This window comes from Dactylosporangium sp. NPDC000244 (assembly GCF_040300725.1).
Taxonomy (GTDB): Bacteria; Actinomycetota; Actinomycetes; order Mycobacteriales; family Micromonosporaceae; genus Dactylosporangium.
In genome coordinates this window covers 37,151-63,717 of record NZ_JBEPEH010000061.1, presented here as the reverse complement: position 1 = coordinate 63,717, position 26,567 = coordinate 37,151, and the positions used below count along the sequence as shown (strand labels likewise).

The 26,567-nt window shown below is 73.5% G+C and carries 25 protein-coding genes; 14 read left to right on the top strand and 11 right to left on the bottom strand.

Features of this window, described 5'->3' with window-relative positions; translation table 11 throughout:
- A partial coding sequence (locus ABT369_RS52900; protein ID WP_350625437.1) for a discoidin domain-containing protein occupies positions 1 to 1,271 on the bottom strand: 1,271 nt, incomplete at its 3' end.
- Positions 1,272 to 1,532: 261 nt separating this feature from the next.
- On the opposite strand from ABT369_RS52900, the gene ABT369_RS52895 reads away from it, so the two are divergent.
- The 7 genes from ABT369_RS52895 (at position 1,533) to ABT369_RS52865 (ending at position 11,411) form a co-directional block, all read left to right on the top strand.
- Entirely contained in the window at positions 1,533 to 2,384 is an 852-nt protein-coding gene (locus ABT369_RS52895; protein ID WP_350625435.1) for a DUF1996 domain-containing protein, read from the top strand.
- Between the two features lie 88 nt (positions 2,385 to 2,472).
- A complete protein-coding gene (locus ABT369_RS52890; protein WP_350625433.1) occupies positions 2,473 to 3,204 on the top strand; it encodes a hypothetical protein in 732 nt (243 codons plus the stop codon).
- A gap of 120 nt (positions 3,205 to 3,324) precedes the next feature.
- Positions 3,325 to 5,889: an MGH1-like glycoside hydrolase domain-containing protein gene (locus ABT369_RS52885; RefSeq protein WP_350625431.1), complete on the top strand. Its 2,565-nt coding sequence runs from the start codon at positions 3,325 to 3,327 to the stop codon at positions 5,887 to 5,889.
- Positions 5,886 to 7,766: an amylo-alpha-1,6-glucosidase gene (locus ABT369_RS52880; RefSeq protein ID WP_350625429.1), complete on the top strand. Its 1,881-nt coding sequence runs from the start codon at positions 5,886 to 5,888 to the stop codon at positions 7,764 to 7,766. The genes ABT369_RS52885 and ABT369_RS52880 overlap by 4 nt, the downstream gene beginning before the upstream one ends.
- Before the next feature lie 189 nt (positions 7,767 to 7,955).
- Entirely contained in the window at positions 7,956 to 10,130 is a 2,175-nt protein-coding gene (locus tag ABT369_RS52875; protein ID WP_350625427.1) for a xanthine dehydrogenase family protein molybdopterin-binding subunit, read from the top strand.
- Positions 10,127 to 10,930, top strand: coding sequence for an FAD binding domain-containing protein (locus ABT369_RS52870; protein ID WP_350625425.1), 804 nt, complete (start codon positions 10,127 to 10,129; stop codon positions 10,928 to 10,930). The genes ABT369_RS52875 and ABT369_RS52870 overlap by 4 nt, the downstream gene beginning before the upstream one ends.
- Position 10,931: 1 nt before the next feature.
- Positions 10,932 to 11,411: a (2Fe-2S)-binding protein gene (locus tag ABT369_RS52865; RefSeq protein WP_350625423.1), complete on the top strand. Its 480-nt coding sequence runs from the start codon at positions 10,932 to 10,934 to the stop codon at positions 11,409 to 11,411.
- 42 nt (positions 11,412 to 11,453) lie between these two features.
- Here ABT369_RS52865 and ABT369_RS52860 read toward each other — a convergent pair whose 3' ends face one another.
- From ABT369_RS52860 to ABT369_RS52825, 8 genes are all read right to left on the bottom strand, one after another.
- The gene (locus tag ABT369_RS52860) at positions 11,454 to 11,852 is read right to left on the bottom strand and encodes a ChaB family protein (RefSeq protein ID WP_350625421.1); all 399 of its coding nucleotides are present in this window, start codon (positions 11,850 to 11,852) and stop codon (positions 11,454 to 11,456) included.
- 84 nt (positions 11,853 to 11,936) lie between these two features.
- Complete coding sequence (locus ABT369_RS52855; protein ID WP_350625419.1) at positions 11,937 to 12,686, bottom strand: AraC family transcriptional regulator; 750 nt, start codon at positions 12,684 to 12,686, stop codon at positions 11,937 to 11,939.
- A gap of 1 nt (position 12,687) precedes the next feature.
- Positions 12,688 to 12,990, bottom strand: coding sequence for a putative quinol monooxygenase (locus ABT369_RS52850; RefSeq protein WP_350625417.1), 303 nt, complete (start codon positions 12,988 to 12,990; stop codon positions 12,688 to 12,690).
- Between the two features lie 112 nt (positions 12,991 to 13,102).
- A complete protein-coding gene (locus ABT369_RS52845) occupies positions 13,103 to 13,510 on the bottom strand; it encodes a four-helix bundle copper-binding protein (RefSeq protein WP_350625415.1) in 408 nt (135 codons plus the stop codon).
- An 85-nt stretch (positions 13,511 to 13,595) separates the two neighbouring features.
- A complete protein-coding gene (locus tag ABT369_RS52840; RefSeq protein WP_350625413.1) occupies positions 13,596 to 14,186 on the bottom strand; it encodes an Hsp20/alpha crystallin family protein in 591 nt (196 codons plus the stop codon).
- Between the two features lie 87 nt (positions 14,187 to 14,273).
- Entirely contained in the window at positions 14,274 to 14,687 is a 414-nt protein-coding gene (locus ABT369_RS52835; RefSeq protein ID WP_350625411.1) for a rhodanese-like domain-containing protein, read from the bottom strand.
- 29 nt (positions 14,688 to 14,716) lie between these two features.
- On the bottom strand, positions 14,717 to 14,944 hold the full coding sequence (locus ABT369_RS52830; RefSeq protein WP_350625409.1) for a hypothetical protein: 228 nt from the start codon (positions 14,942 to 14,944) through the stop codon (positions 14,717 to 14,719).
- Positions 14,945 to 15,054: 110 nt separating this feature from the next.
- Positions 15,055 to 16,578: a cellulose binding domain-containing protein gene (locus ABT369_RS52825; protein WP_350625407.1), complete on the bottom strand. Its 1,524-nt coding sequence runs from the start codon at positions 16,576 to 16,578 to the stop codon at positions 15,055 to 15,057.
- A 245-nt stretch (positions 16,579 to 16,823) separates the two neighbouring features.
- Between ABT369_RS52825 and ABT369_RS52820 the strand changes: the two genes are divergently transcribed.
- The 6 genes from ABT369_RS52820 (at position 16,824) to ABT369_RS52795 (ending at position 24,414) form a co-directional block, all read left to right on the top strand.
- Positions 16,824 to 17,279: a hypothetical protein gene (locus ABT369_RS52820; RefSeq protein ID WP_350625405.1), complete on the top strand. Its 456-nt coding sequence runs from the start codon at positions 16,824 to 16,826 to the stop codon at positions 17,277 to 17,279.
- Between the two features lie 72 nt (positions 17,280 to 17,351).
- Positions 17,352 to 17,441: a K(+)-transporting ATPase subunit F gene (gene kdpF, locus ABT369_RS52815; RefSeq protein WP_344617409.1), complete on the top strand. Its 90-nt coding sequence runs from the start codon at positions 17,352 to 17,354 to the stop codon at positions 17,439 to 17,441.
- Positions 17,441 to 19,108, top strand: coding sequence for a potassium-transporting ATPase subunit KdpA (kdpA, locus tag ABT369_RS52810; protein WP_350625402.1), 1,668 nt, complete (start codon positions 17,441 to 17,443; stop codon positions 19,106 to 19,108). The genes kdpF and kdpA overlap by 1 nt, the downstream gene beginning before the upstream one ends.
- Complete coding sequence (kdpB, locus tag ABT369_RS52805) at positions 19,105 to 21,117, top strand: potassium-transporting ATPase subunit KdpB (protein WP_350625401.1); 2,013 nt, start codon at positions 19,105 to 19,107, stop codon at positions 21,115 to 21,117. The genes kdpA and kdpB overlap by 4 nt, the downstream gene beginning before the upstream one ends.
- A complete protein-coding gene (locus ABT369_RS52800) occupies positions 21,117 to 21,917 on the top strand; it encodes a potassium-transporting ATPase subunit C (RefSeq protein ID WP_350625399.1) in 801 nt (266 codons plus the stop codon). The genes kdpB and ABT369_RS52800 overlap by 1 nt, the downstream gene beginning before the upstream one ends.
- Position 21,918: 1 nt before the next feature.
- Entirely contained in the window at positions 21,919 to 24,414 is a 2,496-nt protein-coding gene (locus ABT369_RS52795; protein WP_350625397.1) for a sensor histidine kinase, read from the top strand.
- 18 nt (positions 24,415 to 24,432) lie between these two features.
- Here ABT369_RS52795 and ABT369_RS52790 read toward each other — a convergent pair whose 3' ends face one another.
- On the bottom strand, positions 24,433 to 24,861 hold the full coding sequence (locus ABT369_RS52790) for a DUF6069 family protein (RefSeq protein ID WP_350625395.1): 429 nt from the start codon (positions 24,859 to 24,861) through the stop codon (positions 24,433 to 24,435).
- 86 nt (positions 24,862 to 24,947) lie between these two features.
- Positions 24,948 to 25,556, bottom strand: a complete 609-nt coding sequence (locus ABT369_RS52785; RefSeq protein ID WP_350625393.1) for a TetR/AcrR family transcriptional regulator — start codon at positions 25,554 to 25,556, stop codon at positions 24,948 to 24,950.
- A gap of 49 nt (positions 25,557 to 25,605) precedes the next feature.
- On the opposite strand from ABT369_RS52785, the gene ABT369_RS52780 reads away from it, so the two are divergent.
- Positions 25,606 to 26,514, top strand: a complete 909-nt coding sequence (locus ABT369_RS52780; protein ID WP_350625391.1) for an NADP-dependent oxidoreductase — start codon at positions 25,606 to 25,608, stop codon at positions 26,512 to 26,514.
- Positions 26,515 to 26,567 lie beyond the last annotated feature (53 nt).

Sequence of the window (26,567 nt, the reverse complement as noted above, 5' to 3'; positions counted from 1 at the left end):
ACGTAGAACTGGCTGAGCGGGAGCGAGGTGCCCGGGGTCTGGCCGTTGATCCAGGTCGCGCCGCTGCTGTTGGTCCGCAGCGACGGCACGAACACCCGGTAGCCCGACGCGTCGGCGTACAGGTAGGGCTTCTCCTGCGTCACCGGCGACGTGGGCAGCGTCGTGATCGGGGGAGTCGGGAAGCTCGTGGCCGGCGCGCCCTCGACGCCCGAGAACACCATGTTCCACAGCGCCCCCTTCCAGCTGCCGATCGTCGAGTCGCGGGTGAACCACTGCTGCTGCGAGCACGGGCTGATCTCCCCGCTCACCCGGCTGTCGGCGATGTACCCGCCCGACGCCCACCCGCAGTTCGGGCTCGCGAGGGTCATGCCGCCGTGCACGTCCATCCGGCGGAACGGCGCCGCCTGGGCCACCGCCCACCGGTCCCGGCCCGATACCGGGTAGATCGACAGGTTCTCGGCCGAGCGCCAGAAGTTCTGGGTGGCGTTGCCGGCCATCCAGCCCGCGTCGACCGTGATGTCCCCGTGGATCTGCACGTCCTGCGGGTTCTGCCCGAGCCCGTTGATCGACGTGTAGAAGCCCAGCTGTGCGTTGAGACCCGAGTACGAGCCCGGCTTGAACAGCAGCTGGTAGCGCTCGGTGCCGAACTGGTTCTTCTCCTGCTGGGTGAAGATCTCGTCCAGGCGCGCCTGAATCGTGGCCGAGGACTGGCTCGGGTCGAAGACCACGACGTTCGAGCCGAGGTCACCGCCGCCGGGCAGCTGGGGGCCGTCCGGGTCGCCGGCGTAGACCGCGAACTCGAAGAGCGAGTAGCCGTACTGGGTCGCCCGCGTCGTGCCGTACATCCGGATGAACCGGCCGGAGCCGTTGACCGGCAGGGTCTCGGTGCCGCCGGCGCCGGTCGTGGTCGAGTAGATCGGGGTCCAGCCGTTCACCCCGTCGGCGGAGACCTCGACGCGGTACGCCTTCGCGTACGAGCGCTGCCACGTCAGCACCACCTGGCAGATCTGCGTCGTGGCGCCGAGATCGATCTGAATCCACTGTGGATCGACGCCGTGCGCGCTGGACCAGCGGGTCGAGCCGGAGCTGTCCACCGCCTTAGCCGCGCCGAGACTGGCGTTCTCGACCGAGGACGCGGACGCGGGACGATTGAGGGCGACGTTGGTGGTACCGCAGGCCGACGCGGCGACCGCCGGTCCGACCACTACGACGAGTGCATACGCCAGCAGTGCCGCGGCGACGGCTGCTAAGGCGACGAACGAGCGTTTCATGGCATCTCCAAGGCAGGCTCCATCGCCGCGCGGCGCTGGCGGGCGGCGCGTGGAGGCGGGGGCGGATGACTGGACCGTAGGCCTGCCGCGCCGGGCCGGACAATCGTTTGCCACGAGTTGCCAAATCGATCAACGGCCCTCCACTGTAGACCGCGGGTTGGCATGGCAACTCCATGGCAAACGCTTTCCTAAGGGATTCCGGCGCTGCTACGGTCCGCAGCTACCAATTGCCGATGCTCGATTCACCGCCAAGGAGTCGACATGAGCATCCGAACGGTGCTGCCCCTGTCCGTCGCAGCACTCGCCCTCGCCGCGGTGGCCGCCGTCGCCGGACCGGCCCTCGCCGCCGACGACCCGCCCCGCGCCCAGTACCACGAGATGCACGCCAACTGCACCGTCAACCACACGCTGAGCGACGACCCGATCGTCTTCCCGGGCCTGCCCGGCGCCTCGCACAACCACTCGTTCGTCGGCAACCCGGCCGTGAACGCGAACTCCACCCCGCAGTCCCTGGTCGGCGGGGCCACCTCGTGCGAGGACACCCTCGACGCGTCCGGCTACTGGTTCCCGACCCTGCTGCAGCGCGGCGTGCCGCTGCAGCCGGACAAGCCGACCGTCTACTACAAGTCCGGCGTCAAGGACTACCGCACCGTCAAGCCGTTCCCGGCCGGATTCAAGCTCCTCGTCGGCGACGCGAAGACCCCGGACGTCGCCCACTTCACCGGCAACTGGCAGTGCACCGGCTACAAGGGCTCGGACATCCCGCCGTCCTGCCCGTCGGGCGCGACCCTGCAGGTGCGCCTGGTCGCCCCGAGCTGCTGGGACGGCGTCCACCTCGACACCGCGGACCACAAGTCCCACATGGCGTGGCCGGTCTCGGGCGTGTGCCCGGCCGACCACCCCGTCCCGCTGCCGATGCTGGAGATCAAGCTGCCGTACCCGCTGAAGAACGGCGACACCGGCGGCCTCGTGTACGCCTCCGGCCCCAGCTACACGTTCCACTACGACTTCATGAACGGCTGGGACGCCGCCCGGCAGCAGTACCTCGTCGAGTACTGCATCAACGGCGGCCGGCAGTGCAACGGCTTCGGCGAGGACCCGAAGAAGCCCTGACGCCCGCGGACCGATCGGCTCGGGGACCGGCCGCGACCGTTCCCCGAGCCGTCACCGCCCGGAATGTCCGGGACGGTACGGTTGTGAGGTGACTGATGACGTCGCGCGGCCCGGCATCGCGCCCGGCGCCGAGAGGCGGTCCGCGGGGACGATGGTCGCCGAGCTGTACGGCGAGCTCGCCCCCCACCCCGGCGCCGAGCCGGACGCCTACGACCTGTTCCTCACCCGGTCGCTCGCGATGGGGTGGCTCGACGACACCTCGGCCGGGGGCGGTGCCGAGGACCGCATGACCCGCGCGCCCGGCCTGTGGTGCATGAACGACGCCGGCTGGACGCACCCCGGCGCCGGGCCGGGCCTGGTCGCCTGGTTCCAGGTCGACGTCACCGCCCCGGCCGGTGACCGCCCGCTGCCCGTGCAGCCGTTCCTGAGCTGCGCCCACGACGCCGTCGCCCGCGCCGGCACCGCCGACGTGACCGCGGTGCGCCTCGAGCTCCCCGTCGGCGGCATCGATCCGCGCACGCGCCCGCCCTCCGCGCCGGTGCCCGCGCTGCGCACCGCCGGCTGGTTCGAGGGGGCCGCGGCGTGGACGGCGGTGGAGCTCGACGCGGGGCCGGTGAGCCTCGAGGGCCTGCACGTGTACCGCGACGGGCGGCTCGCCGAGTGGTCGGCCGAGGCGATCGGCTGGCTCGCCGAGGTGCTCGCCGACCGGGCCGCCTGGGCCGGTGCCCGCGCCCCGCTGCGGCTCGCGGTCCGGCGCACCGGCGGCGGCTCGGCGGCCGCTACCGCACGCCTCGACGTCTCCGACGGGCGCGGTCGATAGGGCCGCGGCCCACCGGCATCGGCGATCCCGCACGATCGAAGTGCGTCGCTGGCCGGAACCCGCCGGCCGTCACTCGCGCCGGGTGTCGGCGCCCGCGCCGCGAGCTGGTCCGCTGGATGCATGAGCAATCCGGAGCGGGAGCGGATGGCGGAGGTCGGCCGGCCGGAGGACGGGCTGGCGCAGGCGAGTCCGTGGTACCGCTGGGGTCCATATCTGAGCGAGCGCGCCTGGGGCACGGTGCGCGAGGACTACAGCGACGGCGGCGGGGCGTGGGAGGCGTTCCCGCACGACCATGCGCGGTCGCGGGCCTACCGGTGGAGCGAGGACGGGCTGGCCGGGCTCTGTGACGCCCAGCAGCGGCTGTGTTTCGCGCTCGCGTTCTGGAACGAGCGGGACCCGATCCTCAAGGAGCGCATCTTCGGGCTCACCGGCACCGAGGGCAACCACGGGGAGGACGCCAAGGAGTACTGGTGGTACCTCGACGCCACCCCGAGCCACAGCTGGCTGCGGTGGCGCTACCACTACCCGCAGCGGGCGTTCCCGTATGAGGACCTGGTGGCGGAGAACCGGCGGCGCGGCCGGGAGGAGCCGGAGTACGAGCTGCTGGACACCGGCGTCTTCGACGACGACCGGTACTTCGTCATCGAGGCCGACTACGCCAAGGCCGACCCGGACGACGTGTGCATCCGGCTGCGGATCACCAACACCGGCCCGGATCGGGCGCCCCTGCACGTGCTGCCGACGCTGTGGTTCCGCAACACCTGGTCCTGGGACGACGCGCCCCGCCCGAGCCTCGAGGCCCGGGGCGACGCCATCGGGGCCGGCAGCATGATGCTGCGCGCCGAAGGGGAACCGCCGCAGCTGTACTGCGACAACGACACCAACGCCGAGCGCCTCTTCGGCGCCGAGTCGGCGGTGCGCTACCCCAAGGACGGCATCAACGACCACGTCGTGCACGGCGCCGACACCGTGAACCCGGCCCGCACCGGCACCAAGGCCGCCTTCTGGTATCGGCTCGACGTCGACCCGGGCGAGACCGTCGAGCTGCGGCTGCGCCTGTCCGAGCACGCGGACGGCCCGGCCTTCGACGACGTGTTCCGGCAGCGGGAGCGGGAGGCGGACGCGTTCTACCGGGAGCTCGCACCGGCGGGGACGAGCGACGAGGACGCCCGCATCATGCGGCAGGGCTTCGCCGGGATGATCTGGGGCAAGCAGTTCTACAACTACGACGTGGCTCGCTGGCTGGCCGGCGACCCCGCGCAGCCGCCACCCCCGCCGGCGCGGCGGCAGGGGCGCAACGCGGCCTGGCGGCACCTGGACGCGGCCGACGTGATGTCGATGCCGGACCCGTGGGAGTATCCGTGGTTCGCCGCCTGGGACTCGGCCTTCCACGCCGTCGCGCTCGCGCACCTCGACCCGGCCTTCGCGAAGTACCAGCTGATCCTGCTGTGCCGCGAGTGGTTCCAGCACCCCAACGGCGCCATTCCCGCCTACGAGTGGGCGTTCGAGGACCTCAACCCGCCGGTGCAGGCGTGGGCCGCGCTGCAGGTGTACGACATCGACGGCCGGCGTGACCGCGCGTTCCTGCACCGGGTCTTCTCCAAGCTGGTCGTGAACTTCACGTGGTGGGTGAACCGGGAGGACGCCGACGGTAAGAACCTGTTCGAGGGCGGGTTCCTCGGGCTGGACAACATCGGGCCGATCGACCGGTCCCATCTGCCGCCGGGGTACACCCTGGAGCAGTCCGACGCGACGGCCTGGATGGCGTTCTACTGCCTGAACCTGCTGGAGATGGCGCGCGAGCTGGCCGCGCAGGACCCGGCGCTGGACGACCTCGTCATCAAGTTCCTCGAGCACTTCGCGCTCATCACCGAGGCGATGGGCGGCCACGACCTGTGGAACGAGGAGGACAGCTTCTACTACGACATGCTCCGCGCGCCCGACGGCTCGTCGGTGCCGCTGCGGGTGCGCTCGATGGTCGGCATCATTCCGCTCTTCGCCACCAAGGCGCTGCGGGAGGAGGACTTCCAGCGGGTCCGGGCCCGGTGCAAGGGCCTCGCCGACATCCCCGCCGAGCACGTCATCCACGCCGACGGCGGCGGCCGATTCGTGGGTGTCGGCGTGGCCGGCTCCGGCCGGGTGCGGCGCATCCTGCCGCACCTGTTCGACGAGGAGAGCTTCCTGTCGCCGTACGGCCTGCGCGCCCTCTCGCGCTGGCACGCCGAGCACCCGTTCAGCCTGGACCTGCCCGGCTGGACCGCGAGCGTGGGCTACGAGCCGGCGGAGTCGACGACGGGCATGTTCGGCGGCAACTCCAACTGGCGGGGTCCACTGTGGATGCCGCTGAACTACCTCGTGCTGCGGACGCTGGAGGACTACGACTCGAACCTCGGCGCCGGGGTGAAGTTCGAGTACCCGACGGGGTCGGGCCGGATGCGCACGGCCGGGGAGATCGCCGAGGACCTGCGGCAGCGGATGCTCTCGCTGTACCGCCGCGGAGCCGACGGCCGCCGTCCCGCGCACGGCTGGGCCGGCAAGCTCCAGCACGACCCGAACTGGCGCGACAACCTGCTGTTCTTCGAGTACTTCCACGGCGACAACGGCGCCGGGCTCGGCGCGATGCACCAGACCGGCTGGACCGGCCTGCTCGCCGAGCTCGTGGCGCGCCCGGGGGTGCGCCGGTGATCGCCCTCGGCCGCGAGGTCTGCGGCGACCTCGACGCGGCGAGCGCGCGCGAGTGGCTGGTGACGGACGGGCTCGGCGGCTACGCCATGGGCACCGTCTCGGGCCTGCGCACCCGCCGCTACCACGGGCTGCTGGTCGTCGCCGAGCCCGGCGGCAGCGCCCGGCGCCTCGGCCTGGCCGCGATCGAGCCCATGGTGCGCATCGGCGATCGCGTGGTGCGGCTGGCCACCGACGAGTGGGCGGGCGGCAGCGTCGACCCGGCCGGCCACCGGCACCTGGCCGAGTTCCGCATCGACGACGGGGTGCCGCGGTGGCGCTGGGACCTCGGCGACGTGGTCGTCCAGCGCGAGATCGCGATGGCCCACGGGCGGGCCGCGACCGGCGTGGTGTTCACCGTCCTGCGCGCGCCGCACGACATCGAGCTGGAGCTCACGCCGCTGTGCACGTGGCGGGACGCACACGGCGAGCGCACCGCGTCCGGCGAGCCCGCGGTCACCGCGGCCGCGGACGGGTTCGTGTTCGAGGACGCCTACCGGGTCACCGGCCCGGACTGGCGGCCGGACGGGGACTGGTACCGCGGCGTCTACGCCCGCGAGGAGGCGGCTCGGGGCCTCAACGCCGTCGAGGACCTCTGGGCGGCGGGGCGCTTCGCGGTCCGGCTCGCCGCCGGCGGTACCGCCGAGATCACCGCCGCCGCGGAGCCCTTCGACGGGGTCCTGCCCGCCGCGGCCGGCCTCGTCGCCGCCGCGCGCAAGCGGGCCCGCAAGCTCGTGCGCCAGGCCGGGGTCAAGGACCCCGCCGGGCGGCAGCTCGCGATCGCGGCCGACCAGTTCGTCGTGGACACCCCGACGGGCCCGTCGGCGGTCGCGGGCTACCCGTGGTTCGGCGAGTGGTCGCGGGATCTCATGACCTCGTTCGAGGGCCTGTTCCTGTCGACCAACCGGCACGCCGACGCCCGGGCGGTGCTGCTGCGGGCCGGCGCCACGGTGTCGGAGGGCATGCTGGCCAACACCGCGGACACCGGCACGCTGGAGTACAACACCGCCGACGCGGCGCTGTGGTTCGTGCACGCCGTCGGCCGCTACGCCGAGGTCACCGGCGACCTCGACACCGTCCACGCGCTCGCGGGCCCGGTGGTGGAGATCCTGACCCGGCACCGCGACGGCACCCGCTTCGGCATCGCCGCCGACGCGGCCGACGGCCTGCTGACCCAGGGCAAGCCCGGCTTCGCGCTGACGTGGATGGACGCGCGGGTCGACGGCCATCCGGTCACCGAGCGGCGGGGCAAGGCCGTCGAGCTCAACGCGCTGTGGATCTCCGCGCTCGCCTCGGCCGCCGAGCTGCTGGGCTCCTCCGAGTTCGCCGCGTTCGCCGACCGGGCCGCGGCCTCGTTCCGCCGCCGGTTCGTGCGCCCCTACGGCGCCGGGCTCTTCGACGTGGTGGACGGGCCGGCCGGGGACGATGCGGCGGTACGGCCGAATCAGCTCCTGGCCGTGTCGCTCCCGCACGCCCCGATCAACGACGCGGCCCCGGTGTCGGCGTGCGCCCCGCTGCTCACGTCGCTCGGCCTGCGCTCGCTGGCCCCGTCGGACCCCGCCTACCGGGGCGTGCACCGCGGCGGCTCGGCCGAGCGCGACGCCGCCTACCACCAGGGCACCGTGTGGCCGTGGCTGATCGGCCCCTACGCCGACGCCTGCGCGCGCCTGGGCCTGCCGACGGCCGGCCTGCTGGACGGCCTCGAGCTGCACCTGGGCGAGTGGGGCCTGGGCTCGGTGTCGGAGACCGCGGACGGCGACGCCCCGCACGCGGCCACGGGCTGCCCGTTCCAGGCCTGGTCGGTCGCCGAGCTCATCCGCGCCCGCCGCCTGCTGGCATAGCTGCTCGCGTAACCCACCGCCCGGCCCGGGCGACTCGAGGCGCCTGACACGCGCCCGGCCGAGCGGGCGACGAACGCGACCGCCGTCAGGCGGCGTCGCGGATCTGCATGGCGGCGGAGCAACCGATGCGGCGATCATACGGGCATCGGGCGTTCGTTTGCCGGACCGGGGCGCGGGTAGGCGGACGGCGTGATCGGTGCGCGCACGCTACGGCGGGAGGATGCCCGGCTCGTGCGCGGGGCCGGGCAGTACGTCGGCGACATCCGCGTCCGCGGGTGCCTTGACGCGGCGTTCGTGCGCAGCCCCGTCGCGCACGGCGAGCTGCGCGGCGTCGACCTGAGCCGGGTGCGGGCCGTGCCCGGCGTCGTGGCCGCCTTCGCGCACGCCGACCTGCCCTACCTGCCGCCGACCCCGCCGATGCTGGACCCCGGCTCGATCGAGGGCCGCCCGTGGCCGCCGCTGGCCACCGGCCGGGTGCGGTTCTACGGGGAGCCGGTCGCCGTCGTGGTGGCCGGGGACCGGTACCTGGCCGAGGACGGGTGCGACGCCGCGGTCGTGCGCGTCGACCCGCTGCCGGTGCTGCTCGACCCCACCGAGGCGGCCGCCGGCGGTGTGGAGCTGTTCCCGGGGCTGAGCAACGTGGCCGCCGAGCGCGAGTTCGGCGCGCCCGCCGGTGACGACGTGTGGCGCGACGCCGCGATCGTGGTCGAGGCGCGGTACCGCCAGCAACGCCTCGCCCACACCTCCATCGAGCCCCGGGCGATCCTGGTCCGGCCCGAGGCGGACGACGGGCTGACGGTCTGGGTGTCGCACCAGGCCCCGCACCGGCTGCGCCGCGACCTCGCCGCGGCGTTCGGCCTCGAACCGGACCGGGTGCGGGTGATCGTGCCCGACGTCGGCGGCGCGTTCGGGGGCAAGAGCGAGACCTGGCCCGAGTACCTCGCGATCGTCGCCGCCGCGCGCCGCCTGCACCGGCCGGTGCGCTGGCTCGAGGACCGCCGCGAGGCGCTGGGCGGGCCGCCGCACGGGCGCGGGCAGCACCAGCGCGTCCGGCTCGCCGCCGACGCCGACGGGCGCATCCTCGCCTACGAGCTGCACATCGACGCCGACGTCGGCGGCTACCCGCACACCGGCGCGTTCGTGCCGCTGGCGACGTCGATGATGGCCACCGGCGCCTACCGCATCCCGAGCGTCCACGTGCGCACCCGGGCCGTGGTCACGAACGCCGCGCCGACCGCCCCGTACCGCGGCGCCGGCCGGCCCGAGGCCGCCTTCGCGATCGAGCGCACCGTCGAGCTGCTCGCGCGCCGGCTCGGCCTCGACGCGGCCGAGGTGCGGCGGCGCAACTTCATCCGCGACTTTCCGTACGAGACCCTGACCGGGTTCACGTACGACAGCGGCGACTACGCGGCCGCCCTCGAGGTGGCGCTGCGCGAGCTGGGGATCGAGCACTGGCGCGCCGAGCAGGCCCGCCGCCGCGCCGCCGGTGCGTGGCCGATCGGCATCGGGCTGTGCACCTACGTCGAGCGCTCGGGCGTGGGGGAGGAGTTCGGGGCCGTCGAGGCGCGCCCGGACGGGACGTTCGTCGCGCTCAGCGGCTGCTGCAGCACCGGCCAGGGCCACGAGACGTCGTTCCCGCAGGTGGTCGCGGACGTGCTGGGCGTCGACCCGGCGCTGGTCCGGCTCGTGGAGAAGGACACGGCGGTCGTACCGTCCGGCGTCGGCTCGTTCGCCAGCCGCTCGATGCAGACGGGCGGGGCCGCCCTGCACCGGGCCGCGACGAAGCTCGTGGCCACCGCCCGGCAGCGGGCCGCCGAGGTCCTGCACGTGCCGGTCGCCGGGGTCGCGTACCGGGCCGGCGCGTTCGTCGCGGACGGGCGCTCGGTGCCGCTGGCCGAGCTGGCCCCGCTGCGGGCCGAGGACACGTTCGACCCGCCGGAGGCGTTCCCGTTCGGCGCGTACGCGGCCGTGGTCGAGGTCGATCCCGAGCTAGGCGCCGTGCGGGTGCTCGACCTCGTCGCGGTCGACGACTACGGCGTCGTGGTGAACCCGCTCATCGTGGAGGGCCAGGCCCTCGGCTCGATCGTCCAGGGCCTCGGCCAGGCGCTCTACGAGGGCGTGCGCCACGACGCCGACGGCCGCCCGCTCACCCTGAGCCTGCTGGACTACCTCCTGCCGACCGCCTCCGAGCTGCCGCCGGTGCGCCTCGCCGAGACCCGCACCCCGAACCCGAACACCCCGCTGGGCGCCAAGGGCGCGGGGGAGGCCGGCTGCATCGGCGTGCCCCCGGCGGTCCTCAACGCCGTCGCCGACGCGCTCGGGCTCGACGACCCGCAGGACCCGCGGATGCCGGTGGCCCGGTGAAGCCGGCGCCGTTCGAGTACGTGGCCGCGCGCAGTGCCGCCGAGGTCCTCGACGCGCTGGCCGGCGGCGGGACCCGGGTGCTCGCCGGCGGACAGAGCCTGGTGCTGGAGATGAACGCCCGCGCCGCCCGGCCCGCCCGCCTCGTGGACATCAACCGGGTGCCCGGCTTCGACCGGCTCGAGGTCGTCGGCGAGGAACTGCGGATCGGGCCCCTCGTGCGGCACCGGGCGTTCGAGTCCGGCCGCGTCGGGGGTCCGCTCGGCTCGCTGCTGCACCGGGTGGCGCGGCACATCGCGCACCCGCCGATCCGGGCGCGCGGCACGATGCTCGGCAGCCTCGCGTACGCCCACCCGGCCGCCGAGTGGCCCGCGGTCGCCGTCGCGCTCGACGCCCGGATGGAGCTCGCGAGCGCCGAGGGAAACCGGATCGTCCCGGCCGCCGACTTCTGCACCGGGCCGTTCACGACCGTGCGGGCGGCCGGGGAGCTGCTGCTGGCGGTACACCTGCCGCTGCTGCCGCCCGCAACGGCCGTCGGATTCGTGGAGCACCGGCGCACCCAGGCGAGCTTCGCCACCCTCGCGGCCCTGGCGGCGGTGACGGTCGTCGGCGGCCGGGTCACCGCCGCCCGCATCGGCCTGGTGAACGCCGCCGACCGCCCGGTGCGCGCCGCGGCCGCCGAGCGGGCGCTGACCGGTGGGCCGTTCGACGACGCGGCGATCGCCGGCGCCGCCGCCACGCTGGAGCACCCCGCCGGCGTGCTGGTGCGGCGCGCGCTGGGCCAGGCCCGGGACGGAGACTGAGGTGCGCGTCGTCCTGACCGTCAACGGCTCGGCCTTCGAGCTGGACGTGCCGCCGCGGCGCACGCTCGCCGATGCGCTGCGCGAGGAGTGCGGGCTGACCGGCACCCACCTCGGCTGCGAGCACGGCGTCTGCGGGGCGTGCACCGTGCTCGTCGACGGCGAGGCGGTGCGCTCGTGCCTGATGTTCGCGGTGCAGTGCGACGGCCGTGCCGTGCGGACCGTCGAGGGCCTCGAGCGCGACGGCCTCGAGCACCCGCTCCAGGCCGCGTTCTCGGCCGAGCACGCGCTGCAGTGCGGGTTCTGCACGCCCGGGTTCCTGATGCTCGTGGCCGGTGCGCTGGAGTCGGACCCGGCGGTCCTCGACGATCCCCAGCGGCTGCGGGAGCTACTGACGTCGAACCTGTGCCGGTGCACCGGCTACGAGGGGATCAGGCGCGCGTGCGAGCGCGTGCGCGGGCTTCGGCCGCCGCTTCCCGGCTGAGCCGCGTCACTTGGCTGAGCCGCGTCACTTGGCTGAGCCGCGTCACTTGCTGCGCGCGGCACGGGTGGCGCGGTTGTTGGCCTTCTGGATGGCATCGACGAGCTCGGCCTTCGTCATCCGGCTGCGGCCGGTGATGTCGAGCCGGCGCGCCTGGTCCATCAGGTGCTGCTTGCTCGCGTTGGCGTCCACCCCGCCCGCGGTCTGCGCGCGGGTGTTGCGCCCGCCGGCGGCCTTGGCGTCGCTCGGGCCCCTGCGGCCCTTCGCCTCCCAGTGGTCGCCGGTCTTCTCGAACGAGTGCTTCACCGCGGCGAACGCGGTCCGGTGGGCGCGCTCGCCCTCGCCGTACTCCTCGACGGCGGCGTCGTGCGCCTTGACGTAGGTGTCCTGGGCCTTCTTCGGCGACCGCTTGAGCGTGCTCGGCATGTCCTTCCTGGCGGGCATCGCATCCTCCTTCGAACGTGGGTCTGCACGTCGCATGCCCGGCGGCGTGCCGATCAAACCCGCCGCACCGGGCACCGGCCCCGCTCAGCGGAAGCTCTCCCGGTACTGCGTGGGCGACTTGCCCGTCAGCTCCCGGAACGCCGCGTTGAACGCCGACAGGGAGGTGTACCCCACCGCGAACGCGATCTTCGTGACCGGGGTGTCGCCCGCGGCCAGCTCCTCGATCGCGCGCATGATCCGCATCCGGCGCAGCACCGCGCGCCAGGTGAGCCCGGTCTCGTCCTCGAAGCGGCGGGCGAGGGAGCGCGGGGCGAGCCCGATCTCGGCGGCGATGTCCTCGAAGCGGACCTGCTCGCCGAGCCGGTCCTCGGTCAGCCGCAGGGCCCGGCGCAGCTCCGGCGACCGCCCGGCCGGCACGACGACCGGGCTCGGGGTCTCCGCCAGACGCCAGGCGACGGCGGCCAGGGCGGCGAAGAGCTTCTCGCCGTACCGGGGCAGCGGTTCCGTGCTGTCGCCGAAGGAGCCGCACTCGGCGAGCAGGGCCCGGGCGAGCGGGCTGAGGTCGAAGACGGTCAGCGGCGCCGGCGCCGGCTCGGTGAACCCGGGCTCGAACAGCACCGACGCCGTGGTCACCGGCTGCGGGAGGCTGACCTGGATCGGCTCGCCGGCCGAGATGAGCGCGGCCCGGGCCGGCGGCAGCAGCCAGGCGCGGCCCCGCGCTTCCAGCCGGAGGGCACCGGCGGAGGCGCAGAGCAGGTAGTGCCGGTCGACGCACAGCTCGCGCGCGGGTTCGGGCGCGAAGGTGCGCACGAAGCTGTACGCCTGCCGGGTCATCTCAGGCCACCGTCTCCAGCAGTTCGGCATGGAAGCGCCGGCTCACCGGGGAGCCGGTCATCATGGGCCGCAGCACCTGGCCGGAGCGGATGAAGGCCTCGGAGGCGAGGTACGGCTTGAACGCCTCCTCATCTTGCCACTCGTGCACGACGGTGACGGTCGAGTCGTCCTCCCGGGAGGCATACACCCGGAACGCGAGGTTGCCCGGCATGGCGCGGATCTGGTCCCGCTCGGTCTCGAGCTGGGCGAGGGCCGCGGGCCGATCGGCGGCGGCGGTCTGGAAATCGAGAATCGCGATGAACATGCACCGATCCTCGCGTCTCCGGACCTGTCGCTGCCGCCGCCGGTCGGACACGTTCACGCTTCCATCGGACATCCGGGCGCGGTCCCCGGCGCCGGCCGGTGACCGCCCGGGGTCAGGCCATCGCCGTCAGCAGGCGGCGGCATGCCTCCTCGCACGCGCGGCAGGCCTCGGCGCAGATGCGGCAGTGCTCGTACTTCTTCGCGTGGGCCGAGCACTCGTCCCCGCAGCTGCGGCACGCCGTCACGCAGGCCTCCAGCAGCGCGCGATTGAGCTTCGCGTCGTAGTCGCCTTGCCGCAGCAGCACCCGGATGGTCGCGGCGCAGACGTCGGCGCAGTCGAGGTTGATGCGGACGCACTTGGAAAGCTCGGCGACCGTCCGCTCGCTCATGCAGGCGTCGGCGCAGGCGATGCAGGCCTGGGTGCACACGGCGATCGCGTCGATCGCCGCCGCGAGCTGGGCCCGGTCGACCTTGATGCGCTGCGGGTGGGTCTCCATCATCGGCATGGTGGTAGCGGTCATGGTTCCCTCCTTCGGAGTGGGTCGCGCCTTCGGTATTCACTCGGGCCGCCCGAGCGGCGGCCCGGACCTGGGGTCACCGCCGGGTTCAGCGGCGCGGGCGGGGCGAGCCGCTCTGGCCGGGCATGCCGGGGCCGGCCTGCTGGGTCTGGGACGACGACCGGCCGACCTGGCGGTCGCGGGAGCCGGTGCCGCGGTCGATCGCGATGCGCCGCGGGTGCGTGTCGCGCGTCTTGCCGACGGTGATCGTGAGCACGCCGTTGTCGCAGGTGGCCTCGACCCGATCGGCGTCGATGCCGCTCGGCAGCTCCACGACGTATTCGAACTCGCCGCTCTGGCGGCCCTGGCGGCGCATGACGCCGCCGCGGTCGTGCTGCTCGAAGCTGCCCGAGACGCGCAGCTCCTCGCCGCGAATCTCCAGGTCGATGTCCGAGGGGTCGACGTTGGGCAGGTCGACGTCGATGACGTAGGCGTCGTCGGTCTCCTCGATGTCGACCGGTGGCTGCCACGCCGTCGCCATGGCGAGCGGCGAGGTCAGGCCCGACTCGCCGAAGTACGACCGGATCAGCTGCCCGAAGCGGGCGTTGAGCTCGTCGACCTCGCGGGCGGGGTCCCAGCCCTGCCGCCGGGCGAGGCCGCCGCCGTGACGGTGGCGGGCGGAGAACGGTGCGAGTGACATGGCGGGTCGTTCCCTCCTGAGCGCCGGTTGTCGGGTCCATGCTCGACCGGCCCCGGGTGAGGATGTCTCGCCTGGGCGGGATGGGGGTCAGCGGCGCACGTCGGCCTCGCCGCGGTGCAGCGGCCGGCCCGCCGCCAGCCACGCCTCGACCCCGCCGGCCAGGTCCGTCGCCCGGTGCAGGCCCACCCGGCGCAGGCTCTGCGCGGCGAGGCTGGAGCTGTAGCCCTGCCGGCACACCACGACGATCTCGACGTCGTACCCGGTCGCCTCGGGAATCCGGGCGTCGGACGCGGGGTCGAGCCGCCATTCGAGCACGGTCCGGTCGATGACGATCGCGCCCGGCAGCTCGCCGGTCTCGGCCCGCTGCGTCTCGGTGCGGGTGTCGACGACCAGGGCACCGCGAAGGCGCGCGGCCTCCGTCTCCTCCGGGCTGTACCGCCGGATGCCGCGGCGGGCCTCGTCGAGCACCCGATCGACACCGGCGGCGCTGAGTAGCTGCATGCCCCGATTCTGCCCGACGGGCGCGGGCGCTAGAGCTCGATCCCCGCTCCGGTCAGGCGCCGCCCGCGGACCACCACGACCCGCGCGCCGACCTCGCGGCCCTCGCGGGCGAGCTGGACGCCGTGGACGTAGTACCAGGGTTCGTCGTCGTAGGTGATCGGGTCCTCGACCTCGACGATCTGGACGCGCAGGGTGAGGTCTCCGACGCCGTACAGGTAGTCGCGCTCGGCAAGGACCAGCACGAGCCGTTCTGACACGGCGATGATCATATGCTTGCCGCCGTGCAAGTAAATGCCACGAGCCACCCGAACGGGTCGCTCGTGGCAATTCCCACAGGTCCCACCGGCCCCGCAGCCCGAGGCGGGGGCTACCAGGTCAGCGGCAGGCCGTTGATGAAGGTGGTCAGCGTGTCGGCGATGATCCGGTCGTCGTGCAGCGAGGGGTGCCAGTCGCAGCCGAGATGGTCCAGGCCGAGCGCGTTGTCGTCGTAGTACAGGCTCTTCACGCGCTGGTCGCCCTGGCTGTTGCGGGTCTGGACGATCTGCTGGACCGAGGTGGCGAACGCGGTGGTCTGGTAGGACAGGTCGGGGTAGGTGAGCACGATGTACGTGTTCGGGCCGTACCGGTCGCGCAGCCGGCCGATGAACGCGAGGTAGGCGGTGCGGTAGTCGGCGGCCAGCGCGTCGATCGTGGTCCACCGCTCGCCGGCCGTCAGCGCGGTCGAGAAGTCGTTGATGCCGAGGCCGACGACGACCACCTGCGGCTTCCAGGTGCCCGGGTTCGGCCACGGGGCACTGTTGTAGAGCGCCTGCAGGTCGGTGTCGTAGTAGTCGCGGAAGCTCGTCGCGGTGTTCTGGCCGCCGTAGTTGCGGACCATGCCGAGGCCGGACCAGGCGATGGTCTGGTAGTCGGCGCCGAGGCCGCGGGCGCTCAGCGCGCCGAAGGCGGAGTCGGCGTTGGAGTTGCGGGTGACGCCGCCGTTGCTGTTGCAGTCGCGGGTCGTGGACATGTTGCCGTAGCCGGCGGTCCACGAGTCGCCGATGAACTCGATCTGGCGGCCGCGGGGCGCGGGCCGGCTCAGGATCGCCCCGCCGGGCGCGGCGACGAAGCCGGAGAACTCGCCGGCCGCCCACGGGCTCTCGGTGCGCTTCGCCAGGCGCACGGTGTGCTCGGCGTTGGGGAGGTTGGCGACCCAGTACGTGGTGCGGCCCGGGGTCACCAGTGTCGCGACGGTGGCGCCGTCGACCTGCACCACGTAGTCGTTGTTGGCGTCGTTGAGGCCGACGCCCACGCCGGTGCCGCGGAACCGGCCCTCGAAGTAGACGCCCGGCCAGGTGTACTGCATCACGGTGTCCACCGTCCGCACGCGGCCCGGGGTGGACACCTGCGCGAGGCCGCCGGGCGGGACGGAGGCCGAGGGCGACGCGGAGGCCGAGGGCGACGCCGGGGGTGACGACGACGGTGAGCCCGACGGCACGGGGCCGTTGCACGCCGTACCGTTGAACGTGAAGGCGGCCGGCACCGGGTTCGACCCGGTCCACGACCCGTTGAACCCGAACGAGGTGCTCGCGCCGCTGCCGAGGCTGCCGTTCCAGCCGGCGCTCGCCACGGTGACCTGCGCCCCGGACTGCGTGACCGTGCCGTTCCACAGCTGCTGGACGACCTGCCCGGCGGTGAACGCCCATCCGACCTTCCAGCTCGACACCGCGCTGCCCAGGTTGGTGACGCTCACGGTGGCGCCGAAGCCGCCGCTCCACTGGCTGGTCACGGCGTAGGTGACACGACATCCGGCGGCCGCCTCGGCGGGTGCGACCACGGTGAGCGTCGCGCCCACGGCGACGGCCCCGGCGGCGAGGGCCGCCATCCAATGCCGGTTTCTCGAGAACCGCATCAATCCACCTCCTGGTGTCACGCATCGACATACAGGGATGTCTGAGGTCCGTGCAACCGCTTCGACGCTCGCGTGCGGCCGAGCGCGCGGCCCCGGTGAAACATGCACGCGTCAAGAACGCGTTAAGAAACGCACCGGGCGCGTAGGGAAAGCATCAAGACATCTGGGCGGGGTACTCGCGCGGGTCTTCACTTGCAGCGAGCCGGACGGACAGCGCCGGACGCAGGTGCCGAAGCGGGTGCGAGATGAACGGGACATGGTGGCTGGTGCGGCCGCACGCCGCACCGACCGGCATCACCCTCGCCGCGGGCGCGGGCGCGGTCGTCGCCACGGCGCTGGTCGCCGCCGCGGCGACCGCGCCGGACGGGCCGGTGCCGCGGCTCGTCGCGATGGCCGCGGTCGTCGCCGCGGCCGGCGGGCTCGGCGGCAACCTGATCGCCGCGCCGGGGACGGCCGCGATCGCCTGGACGGTGCTCAACGGGTTCCTGGTGAACCGGCTGGGCGTGCTGACCTGGCACGGCTCCGCGGACGCGATCCGCCTGGCCGTGCTGGCCGGCGCGGCCCTGGCCGGCTGGCTGACGGCCCGCTCGCACCTCGCCGGGCAGCACCGCCGGGACGTCCTGCGGATGCGCACCTGGCTCAACGGCGGCGGATTCGCGTCGTCGATCCATGCCCACAAGGAGGCGAGCCCCAGTGGCTGATGTCTGGTTCGTGCTGCTGACGATCGCGGCGTTCGCGGTCCTCGGCCTGGCGGTGCGGGCGGTGGGGCGGCTGTGAACGCCGAGAACCTCGTCGGCCTCGTTCTCGCGGTCGCCCTGACCGCGTTCCTGATCGCCGCCCTGCTCTTCCCGGAGCGGTTCTGATGAGCCCAACCCTGGCGGGCGTGCTGTTCATCGCCTCGCTGATCGCCGTCCTGGCGCTGCTGTACCGCCCCTTCGGCGACTACATGTACCGCGCGATCACCTCGGCCCGGCACCTGCGCGCGGAGCGGGTGATGTACCGCGTCACCGGCGTCAACCCCGACGGCGAGCAGTCGTGGGGCGTGTACGCGCGCAGCGTGCTGGCCTTCTCCGCGGTGTCGATCCTCTTCCTGTACCTGTTCCAGCGCGTGCAGAACCATTTGTGGCTCAGCCTCGGCTTCGATCCCGTCAAGCCGGACCAGGCCTGGAACACCGCCGTGAGCTTCGTGACGAACACGAACTGGCAGTCGTACTCCGGCGAGTCCACGATGGGCCACCTCGTGCAGATGTCCGGGCTGGCGGTGCAGAACTTCGTCTCGGCGGCGGTGGGCGTGTCGGTCGCCGTGGCCCTGGTGCGCGGGTTCGCCCGCTCGAAGACGGATCAGCTCGGCAACTTCTGGGTCGACCTCGTCCGCGTCAGCGTGCGCATCCTGCTGCCGATCGCCGTCATCGGTGCCACGGTGTTCATCGCGGCGGGCATGGTGCAGAACCTGTCCGGCGGCACCGACGTGACCACCCTCGCCGGCGCGACACAGCACGTCACCGGGGGCCCGGTCGCCTCGCAGGAGGTCATCAAGGAGCTCGGCACCAACGGCGGCGGCTTCTACAACGCCAACAGCTCCCACCCGTTCGAGAACCCGACCGGCTGGACCAACTGGCTCCAGGTGCTGCTGATCCTGCTCATCCCGTTCAGCCTCCCGCGCGTCTTCGGCCGGATGGTCGGCGACCGGCGCCAGGGCCTGGCCATCGCGGGCATCATGGGCATCCTCGCGCTGGGCAGCGTCATCGCGCTCAACGCGCTGCAGATCCACCACGGCGGCACCGTGCCGACGGCGGTCGGGTCGGCGACGGAGGGCACCGAGACCCGCTTCGGCGTGCCGCAGTCGGCCACCTTCGCCGCGGCCACCACGCTCACCTCGACGGGCGCGGTGAACTCGTTCCACGACTCCTACACCGCGCTCGGCGGCATGATCACGATGCTGAACATGATGCTCGGCGAGGTCGCGCCCGGCGGGGTCGGGTCCGGGCTCTACGGCATGCTCATCCTGGCGGTCATCACGGTGTTCGTGGCCGGGCTCATGGTCGGGCGGACACCGGAGTACCTCGGCAAGAAGATCGGCGCGCGGGAGATCAAGTTCGCGTCGCTGTACCTGCTGACGACCCCGGCCCTGGTGCTCGTCGGCACCGCGATCGCCATGGGGTCGGCGTCGGCGCGAAGCTCCATGGCCAACCCGGGCCCGCACGGCCTCTCCGAGGTGCTGTACGCCTTCACGTCCGCGTCCAACAACAACGGCTCCGCGTTCGCCGGCATCAGCGCCAACACGACCTTCTACAACACCGCGCTCGGCCTGTGCATGCTGCTGGGCCGGTTCCTGCCCATCGTCCTCGTGCTCGGCCTGGCCGGCTCGCTCGCCCGCCAGCAGCCCGTGCCGGCGTCCGCGGGCACGCTGCGGACGTACCAACCCCTCTTCATCGGCATGGTCGTGGCCGTCACGGTCATCGTCGTGCTGCTCACCTACCTGCCGGCCGTCGCGCTCGGCCCCCTCGCGGAAGGACTCGGCGCATCATGATCGCCGCGGGTCTGCTGGATCCCAAGCAGCTGTGGAAGTCGGTCCCCGACGCGCTGCGCAAGATGAACCCGGGCACGCTGTGGCGCAACCCGGTGATGTTCATCGTGGAGGTCGGCTCGGTCTTCACCACCGTCCTCGCCGTCGCGCACCCCTCCGTCTTCGCGTGGGCGATCACGGTGTGGCTGTGGCTGACCGTGCTCTTCGCCAACCTGGCCGAGGCGGTCGCCGAGGGCCGCGGCAAGGCCCAGGCCGACACCCTGCGCCGGGCCAAGCAGGACACCATGGCGAACCTGGCCGACGGCACCACGGTCAAGGCGGGCGACCTCAAGCAGGGCGACGTCGTCGTGGTCGAGGCCGGGCAGATCATCCCCGGGGACGGCGACGTCATCGAGGGCATCGCCTCCGTCGACGAGTCCGCGATCACCGGCGAGTCCGCGCCCGTCATCCGCGAGTCCGGCGGCGACCGGTCCGCGGTCACCGGCGGCACCAAGGTGCTCTCCGACCGGATCGTCGTGAAGATCACCCAGAAGCCGGGGCAGTCGTTCATCGACCGCATGATCGGGCTCGTCGAGGGCGCGAACCGGCAGAAGACGCCGAACGAGATCGCCCTGAACATCCTGCTCGCCTCGCTGACCATCATCTTCCTGCTCGCGGTCGCCACCCTCCAGCCGCTCGCCATCTACTCGGGCGCGCCCGTGTCCGGCATCGTCCTCGTGGCCCTGCTGGTCTGCCTCATCCCGACCACGATCGGCGCGCTGCTGTCCGCGATCGGCATCGCCGGCATGGACCGGCTCGTGCAGCGCAACGTCCTGGCCATGTCGGGCCGCGCGGTGGAGGCGGCCGGGGACGTCAACACGCTGCTGCTGGACAAGACGGGCACGATCACGCTGGGCAACCGGCAGGCGGGCGGCCTGCTGCCCGTCGACGGCGTGACGGTGGACGAGCTGGCCGAGGCCGCGCAGCTGTCCTCCCTCGCCGACGAGACCCCCGAGGGGCGCAGCATCGTGGTGTACGCCAAGGAGCACCACGGCCTGCGCGAGCGGGACGTCACCGGCGCCGCGTGGGTGCCGTTCACCGCCCAGACCCGCATGTCGGGCGTGGACGTCGACGGCCGCGAGATCCGCAAGGGCGCCGCCATCGCGGTGATGAAGTGGGTCCGCGACCACGGCGGGCACCCGACGAACGAGGTCGGCTCCATCGTGGACGCCGTCTCCTCCTCCGGCGGCACCCCGCTCGTCGTCGCCTCCCGGCGCGCGGGCGAGCCGGCCCGGACCCTCGGCGTCGTCCACCTCAAGGACGTCGTGAAGCTGGGCATGCGGGAGCGGTTCGACGCGATGCGCCGGATGGGCATCCGCACCGTGATGATCACGGGTGACAACCCGCTGACGGCCAAGGCGATCGCGGCGGAGGCCGGCGTCGACGACTTCCTCGCCGAGGCCACCCCCGAGGACAAGATGGACCTGATCAAGCGGGAGCAGGAGGGCGGCAAGCTCGTCGCGATGACCGGCGACGGCACCAACGACGCCCCGGCCCTGGCGCAGGCCGACGTGGGGGTGGCGATGAACACCGGGACGTCGGCGGCGAAGGAGGCCGGCAACATGGTCGACCTCGACTCGGACCCGACGAAGCTCATCGAGATCGTGGAGATCGGCAAGCAGTTGCTCATCACGCGCGGCGCGCTGACGACGTTCTCCATCGCCAACGACATCGCCAAGTACTTCGCCATCATCCCGGCGATGTTCGCCGCCCTCTACCCGGGCCTGGACACGCTCAACGTGATGCGGCTGCACTCGCCGGCCTCGGCGATCCTGTCCGCGGTCATCTTCAACGCCCTCGTCATCGTCGCGCTGATCCCCCTGGCCCTGCGCGGTGTGCGCTACCGGCCCGGCTCGGCCGCCGCGATGCTGCGCCGCAACCTGCTCGTCTACGGCGCCGGCGGCGTGATCGTGCCGTTCATCGGCATCAAGCTCATCGACCTCATCATCATGACCGTCCCGGGGATCTCCTGATGCGCCTACCCGCCTGGCTCGCCCAGCACCTCGCCGCCCTGCGCGCCCTGGTCGTGCTGACCATCGTGCTCGGCCTGGCCTACCCGCTGCTCATGGTCGCCGTCGCCCACATCCCCGGCCTGTCCGGCCCCGCCGGCGGCTCACTCATCGAACACAACGGCAAACCCGTCGGCAGCGCCCTGGTCGGACAGTCCTTCACCGACGACAAGGGCAACCCGCTCAAGCAGTACTTCCAGTCCCGCCCCTCCGCCGCCGGCGACGGCTACGACCCCACGTCGACCTCGGCCAGCAACCTGGGGCCGGAGAACACGAAGCTCCTCGACGAGGTCTGCGGCCGCAGCAAGGCCGTCGGCGAGCTCGAGGGCGTGGACGGCGCCCGGCCCTACTGCACCCCCGACGGCCACGCCGCCGTCCTGGCCGTGTATCCCGGCCACGCCGTGAGCGTCTACCAGACGTGCCCGGCCACGCCGTTCGTGCGCTCGTACGAGGGCCGGCCCGTCGAGTGCGCCAAGCAGGGCGAGGACCTCGGCGGCGGCGTGCTGACCCCGATCCGCGGCGACGCGCCCGCGAACCCTGCGGTGCCGGCCGACGCGGTCACCGCCAGCGGCAGCGGCCTCGACCCGCACATCAGCGTCGCCTACGCCGACCTGCAGATCAAGCGGGTCGCCGCGGCCCGCAACCGGCCCGAGGCCGACGTGCGCAGGCTCGTCGCCGAGCACACCGACGGCCGTACGCTCGGATTCATCGGGGAACCGGCCGTGAACGTGCTCGAGCTCAACCTCGCTCTGGATCGGAGCTGACATGACGGCGCGCGGGATGCTGCGGGTGTACCTGGGCGCAGCCCCGGGCGTCGGCAAGACCTACAAGATGCTGGAGGAGGGGCGGCGGCGCCTCGCCCGCGGCACCGACGTCGTCGTCGGGCTCGTGGAGACCCACGGCCGCCCCTTCACCGAGGCGATGCTCGCCGGCCTCGAGGTCATGCCCCGCCGGCAGATGACCTACCGGGGCGCGGACTTCACCGAGCTCGATCTCGACGCGGTGCTGGCCCGCAACCCCGAGGTCGCGCTCGTCGACGAGATGGCCCACACCAACGTGCCGGGCAGCGAGAACGCCAAGCGCTGGCAGGACATCGAGCAGCTCCTGGCGGCCGGCATCGACGTGCTCACCACGGTCAACGTGCAGCACCTGGAGTCGCTCAACGACGTCGTCGAGTCGATCACCGGCGTGCCGCAGCGCGAGACGATGCCCGATGCCGTGGTCCGGCGGGCCGAGCAGATCGAGCTCGTCGACATGACCCCGGAGGCGCTGCGCCGCCGGATGGCCCACGGCAACATCTACCGGCCCGAGAAGATCGACGCCGCGCTCGGCAACTACTTCCGGGTCGGCAACCTCACCGCCCTGCGCGAGCTGGCCCTGCTGTGGCTGGCCGACAAGGTCGACGAGCAGCTCGACCGGTACCGCTCCCAGCACGGCATCGACAAGACGTGGGAGACCCGCGAGCGCGTCGTCGTCGCGCTCACCGGCGGCCCGGAGGGCGACACGCTCGTGCGCCGGGCCGCCCGCGTCGCCGCCCGCACCAAGGGCGCCGACCTGCTCGCCGTCCACGTCGTGCGCGGCGACGGCCTGGCCGGCGCGGACCCGGCCAACCTCACCCGGCAGCGGCTGCTCGTGGAGTCCCTCGGCGGGACCTACCACCAGGTCCTCGGCGCCGACGTCCCGAACGCGCTGCTCGACTTCGCCCGCGGCGTCAACGCCACCCAGCTCGTCCTCGGCGCCAGCCGCCGCGGCCGCGTCGCCCAGATCTTCTCGCCCGGCGTCGGCGTCACCACCACCGCCGAGTCCGGCGCCATCGACGTGCACCTCGTCACCCACGAGGAGGCGCGCCGCTTCGGGTTCCGCGCCCGCAGCCTCGGCGGGCTCGACCGGCCCCGGCGCCTCGCCGGGCTGCTGCTCGCCGCGGTCGGCCTGCCGCTGCTCACCGCCCTCCTCGAGGGCCTGCGCGAGGACATGTCCCTGCCCAGCGACATCCTCGCCTACCTCGTCCTGGCCGTCGGGGCCGCGCTCGTCGGCGGGCTGCTGCCGGCGCTGATCTGCGCGGTGGGCGGGTTCCTGCTGCTGAACTGGTACTTCACGCCGCCGCTGAACCGGCTCACGATCGCCGAGCACGAGAACGTCTTCGCGCTCGTGGCCTTCGTCGGGGTCGCCGTCGCCGTGGCCACCGTCGTCGACGGCGCCGCCCGCCGCGCCCGCGACGCCGCCCGCGCCTCGGCCGAGGCGCAGACCCTCGCGACCCTCGCCGGCAGCGTCCTGCACGGCGACAACCCGCTCGAGGCGCTGCTGGAGCGGGTGCGGGAGTCCTTCGGCCTCGCCTGCGTCACGCTGCTGGAGCGGGACTCGCAGCGCGCGCCGTGGCAGGTCGCCGCCTGGGTCGGGGACACGCCGTGCACCTCGCCGGCCGACGGCGAGACAGAGGTGCCGGTCGAGGAGAACGTGGCCCTGGTGCTGCGCGGGCACGCGCTGCCCGCGGCCGCCCGCCGCCTGGTCGAGGCGTTCGCCGCGCACGCCGCGATCGCGCTGCGCCAGCGCCGCCTCAGCGAGCAGGCGGCCGAGGCCGGCACCCTGGCCGAGGTGGACCGCCTGCGCACCGCCCTGCTCTCCGCCGTCAGCCACGACCTGCGCACCCCGCTCGCCGCGGCCAAGGTGGCGGTCGGCAGCCTGCGCAGCCCCGACGTCGACTTCTCGCCCGAGGACACCGCGGAGCTGCTGGCCACCGCGGAGGAGGCGCTGGACCGCCTCACCCGCCTGGTCGAGAACCTGCTCGACATGTCCCGCCTGCAGGCCGGCGCCCTCGCGCTGACGCTGGAGCCGGTCGACCTGGCCGACGCCCTGCCCCGCGCCGCCGACGACCTCGACGCCGCCGTCGCGATCAACGTGCCCGAGGAGCTGCCGGAGGTGATCGCCGACCCTTCCCTGCTGGAGCGCATTCTGGTCAACCTGCTCGCCAACGCCCTGCGCCACAGCCCGCCCGGCCGCCCGCCGTCACTCGGCGCGAGCGCCCACGCCGAGCGCATCGAGATCCGCGTCGTCGACCACGGGCCGGGCCTGTCCGAGTCCGACCACGAGCGCGTGTTCCAGCCGTTCCAGCGCCTCGGCGACCGCGACAACTCCACCGGCGTGGGCCTCGGCCTGGCCCTGTCCCGCGGCCTGGCCGAGGCCATGGGCGGCACCCTGGCCCCGGAGCCGACCCCCGGCGGCGGGCTGACCATGACCCTCACGCTGGCGGCGGTGCTGCGATGAGCCGGCCCGGGGCGGCGCTCAGGACTGCGGCGGGATCAGCCGCCGGTACGCGGGGACGGCGGCCGCCGCCACGCCGAGGTGCATGAGCATCAGGCAGAGGACTCCTGCGGTCGTGGTGCCCGGCTGTGACCTGGTCGCGAGCAGCACCACGTCCGGGATCCACGAGAGCACGAGCACGACGGGCACGAGGACGCGCAGCAGGCGGGTGGCGCTGCCCGACCGGGTCGCGACCAGGTGCCAGCCGACGGCGCCGGCGAGCGCGCCGACGAGGGTCAGCATGCCGTACACCTGCGGCTGGAGCGGCATGAACTCGTCCGGCGCGCCGAGCACGCCCCGGCCGATCAGCGCGATCACGGTGTTGACGACGAACCCGCCGACCGCGCCGATGCCGGCGGCGGCGAGGGTGGACTTCCACGAGGTGCCGAGACGGGCGGTGGTGCTGGTCATTGCGGGCCTCCACGGCTGTCGATTGGCGTTGCACGCAGCAAACGGCACGCACGTGAGAAGTCCAGCAGCCTGCCGATAAGAAGCGGCTAAGAAAGCCGTGCGGGCGGGGGCAGCGGGGCCGCGCCGGGCCGGGCCCGGAACGACTCGACCATCAGGGCCGCGAACCGCCGCGACGCCGCCGAGCGCAGTGTGGGCGACTCGGCGCGGATGCCCTCGTTGGCCATCAGCGCCACGATGACGTCCTCGAGCTCGAGGTCGGGCCGCAGGTGCCCGGACGCCTTGGCGTTCGCGATGAGCCGCAGCAGCAGTCGTACCGTCCGGTCGCGATCGGCCCGCAGACGCTCCTCGGCCCGTGGCAGTCGCGAGGTGAACGTGCGCGAGAGGCCGCGATCGAGGGCGTGCAGCCGCATCAGCTCCTCGACCACGTGACAGAACCCGAGCCACGGGTCGGCCTCGGCCAGCCCCCGCTCGACCACGGCCGAGCACAGCGCCATCGGCTCGGCGAACGCCGCGGCGAACAGCGCCTCCTTGGTCGGGAAGTGCCGGTACACCGTTGCCGCCCCGACCTCGGCCCGCCGCGCGATCTCGCGCATGGGCACGTCGAGCCCGTCGGCCGCGAACGCCGCGCGCGCGACGGCGAGGATGCGGGCACGGTTGTCGCGCGCGTCCGAGCGCTGTCTCACTTCCGTCGCCACCGCTCCCAGTTTAGCCAACCGGACGGGGTGTTCCGTTACGGTCCGGCGCATGAGAGCCGTCCAGTTCACGTCCTTCGGCCCGCCCGGGGTCGTCCACGTCGCCGAGGTTCCGCAGCCGCATGCCGGCCCCGGCGAGGTGCGCGTCGCCGTGCGCGCGTCGGGCCTCTCGACCGGCGAGACCCGCATCCGCTCGGGCGCTTTGCGCGACGCCGTCGCGACCCGGTTCCCGTTCCGCACCGGCTTCGACGCCGCCGGCGTGGTCGACGAGCTCGGCCCCGGCGTGACGGGCACGGCGCTCGGCGACGAGGTGTTCGGCTGGGTCGCGCCGGCCTCCCGCGGCGCCAACGCGGACCACGCCGTCCTCGTCGCCTGGGCCCCGAAGCCCCCGTCGTGGAGCTGGGCCGAGGCGGGCGCCGCCGCCGGGCCGGTGGAGACCTCGACGCGGGTCCTGGACCATCTCGGCCTCGCGCGGGGCCAGACGATCCTGGTGCACGGCGCGGCGGGCGGGGTGGGCTCGGTCGCGACCCAGCTGGCGACGGCCCGGGGCGCGACGGTCATCGGCACCGCCCGCGCGGCCAACCACGCCTTCCTGTCCTCCCTGGGCGCGATCCCGGCGGTGTACGGCCCGGGCCTGCCCGACCGCGTGCGAGCCCTGGCCCCCGGCGGCGTGGACGCGGTGCTCGACTGCGCGGGCGGCACCCTGCCGGACCTGATCGCGATCGCGGGCACCCCGTCGCGCGTCGTCACCATCGCCGACCTGACCGCCGCGACCCACGGCGTGCCGATGTCCCACCCGAACCCACTGGCGGCGCACGCCCTGCCGCTTGCCGTGGACCTGGCCGCGTCCGGGCGCCTGCGCATCCCGATCGCGGCGCGGTTCCCGCTGGCCGACGCGGCCGCGGCGCACGAGCTGAGCGAGTGCCCCCATGCGCCGGGGAGGATCGTCCTGATGCCCTGACACCCGTGGTTCCCGGCCTGATGCCGGGGCGGCGGCGAATCCATCGGTGTCGC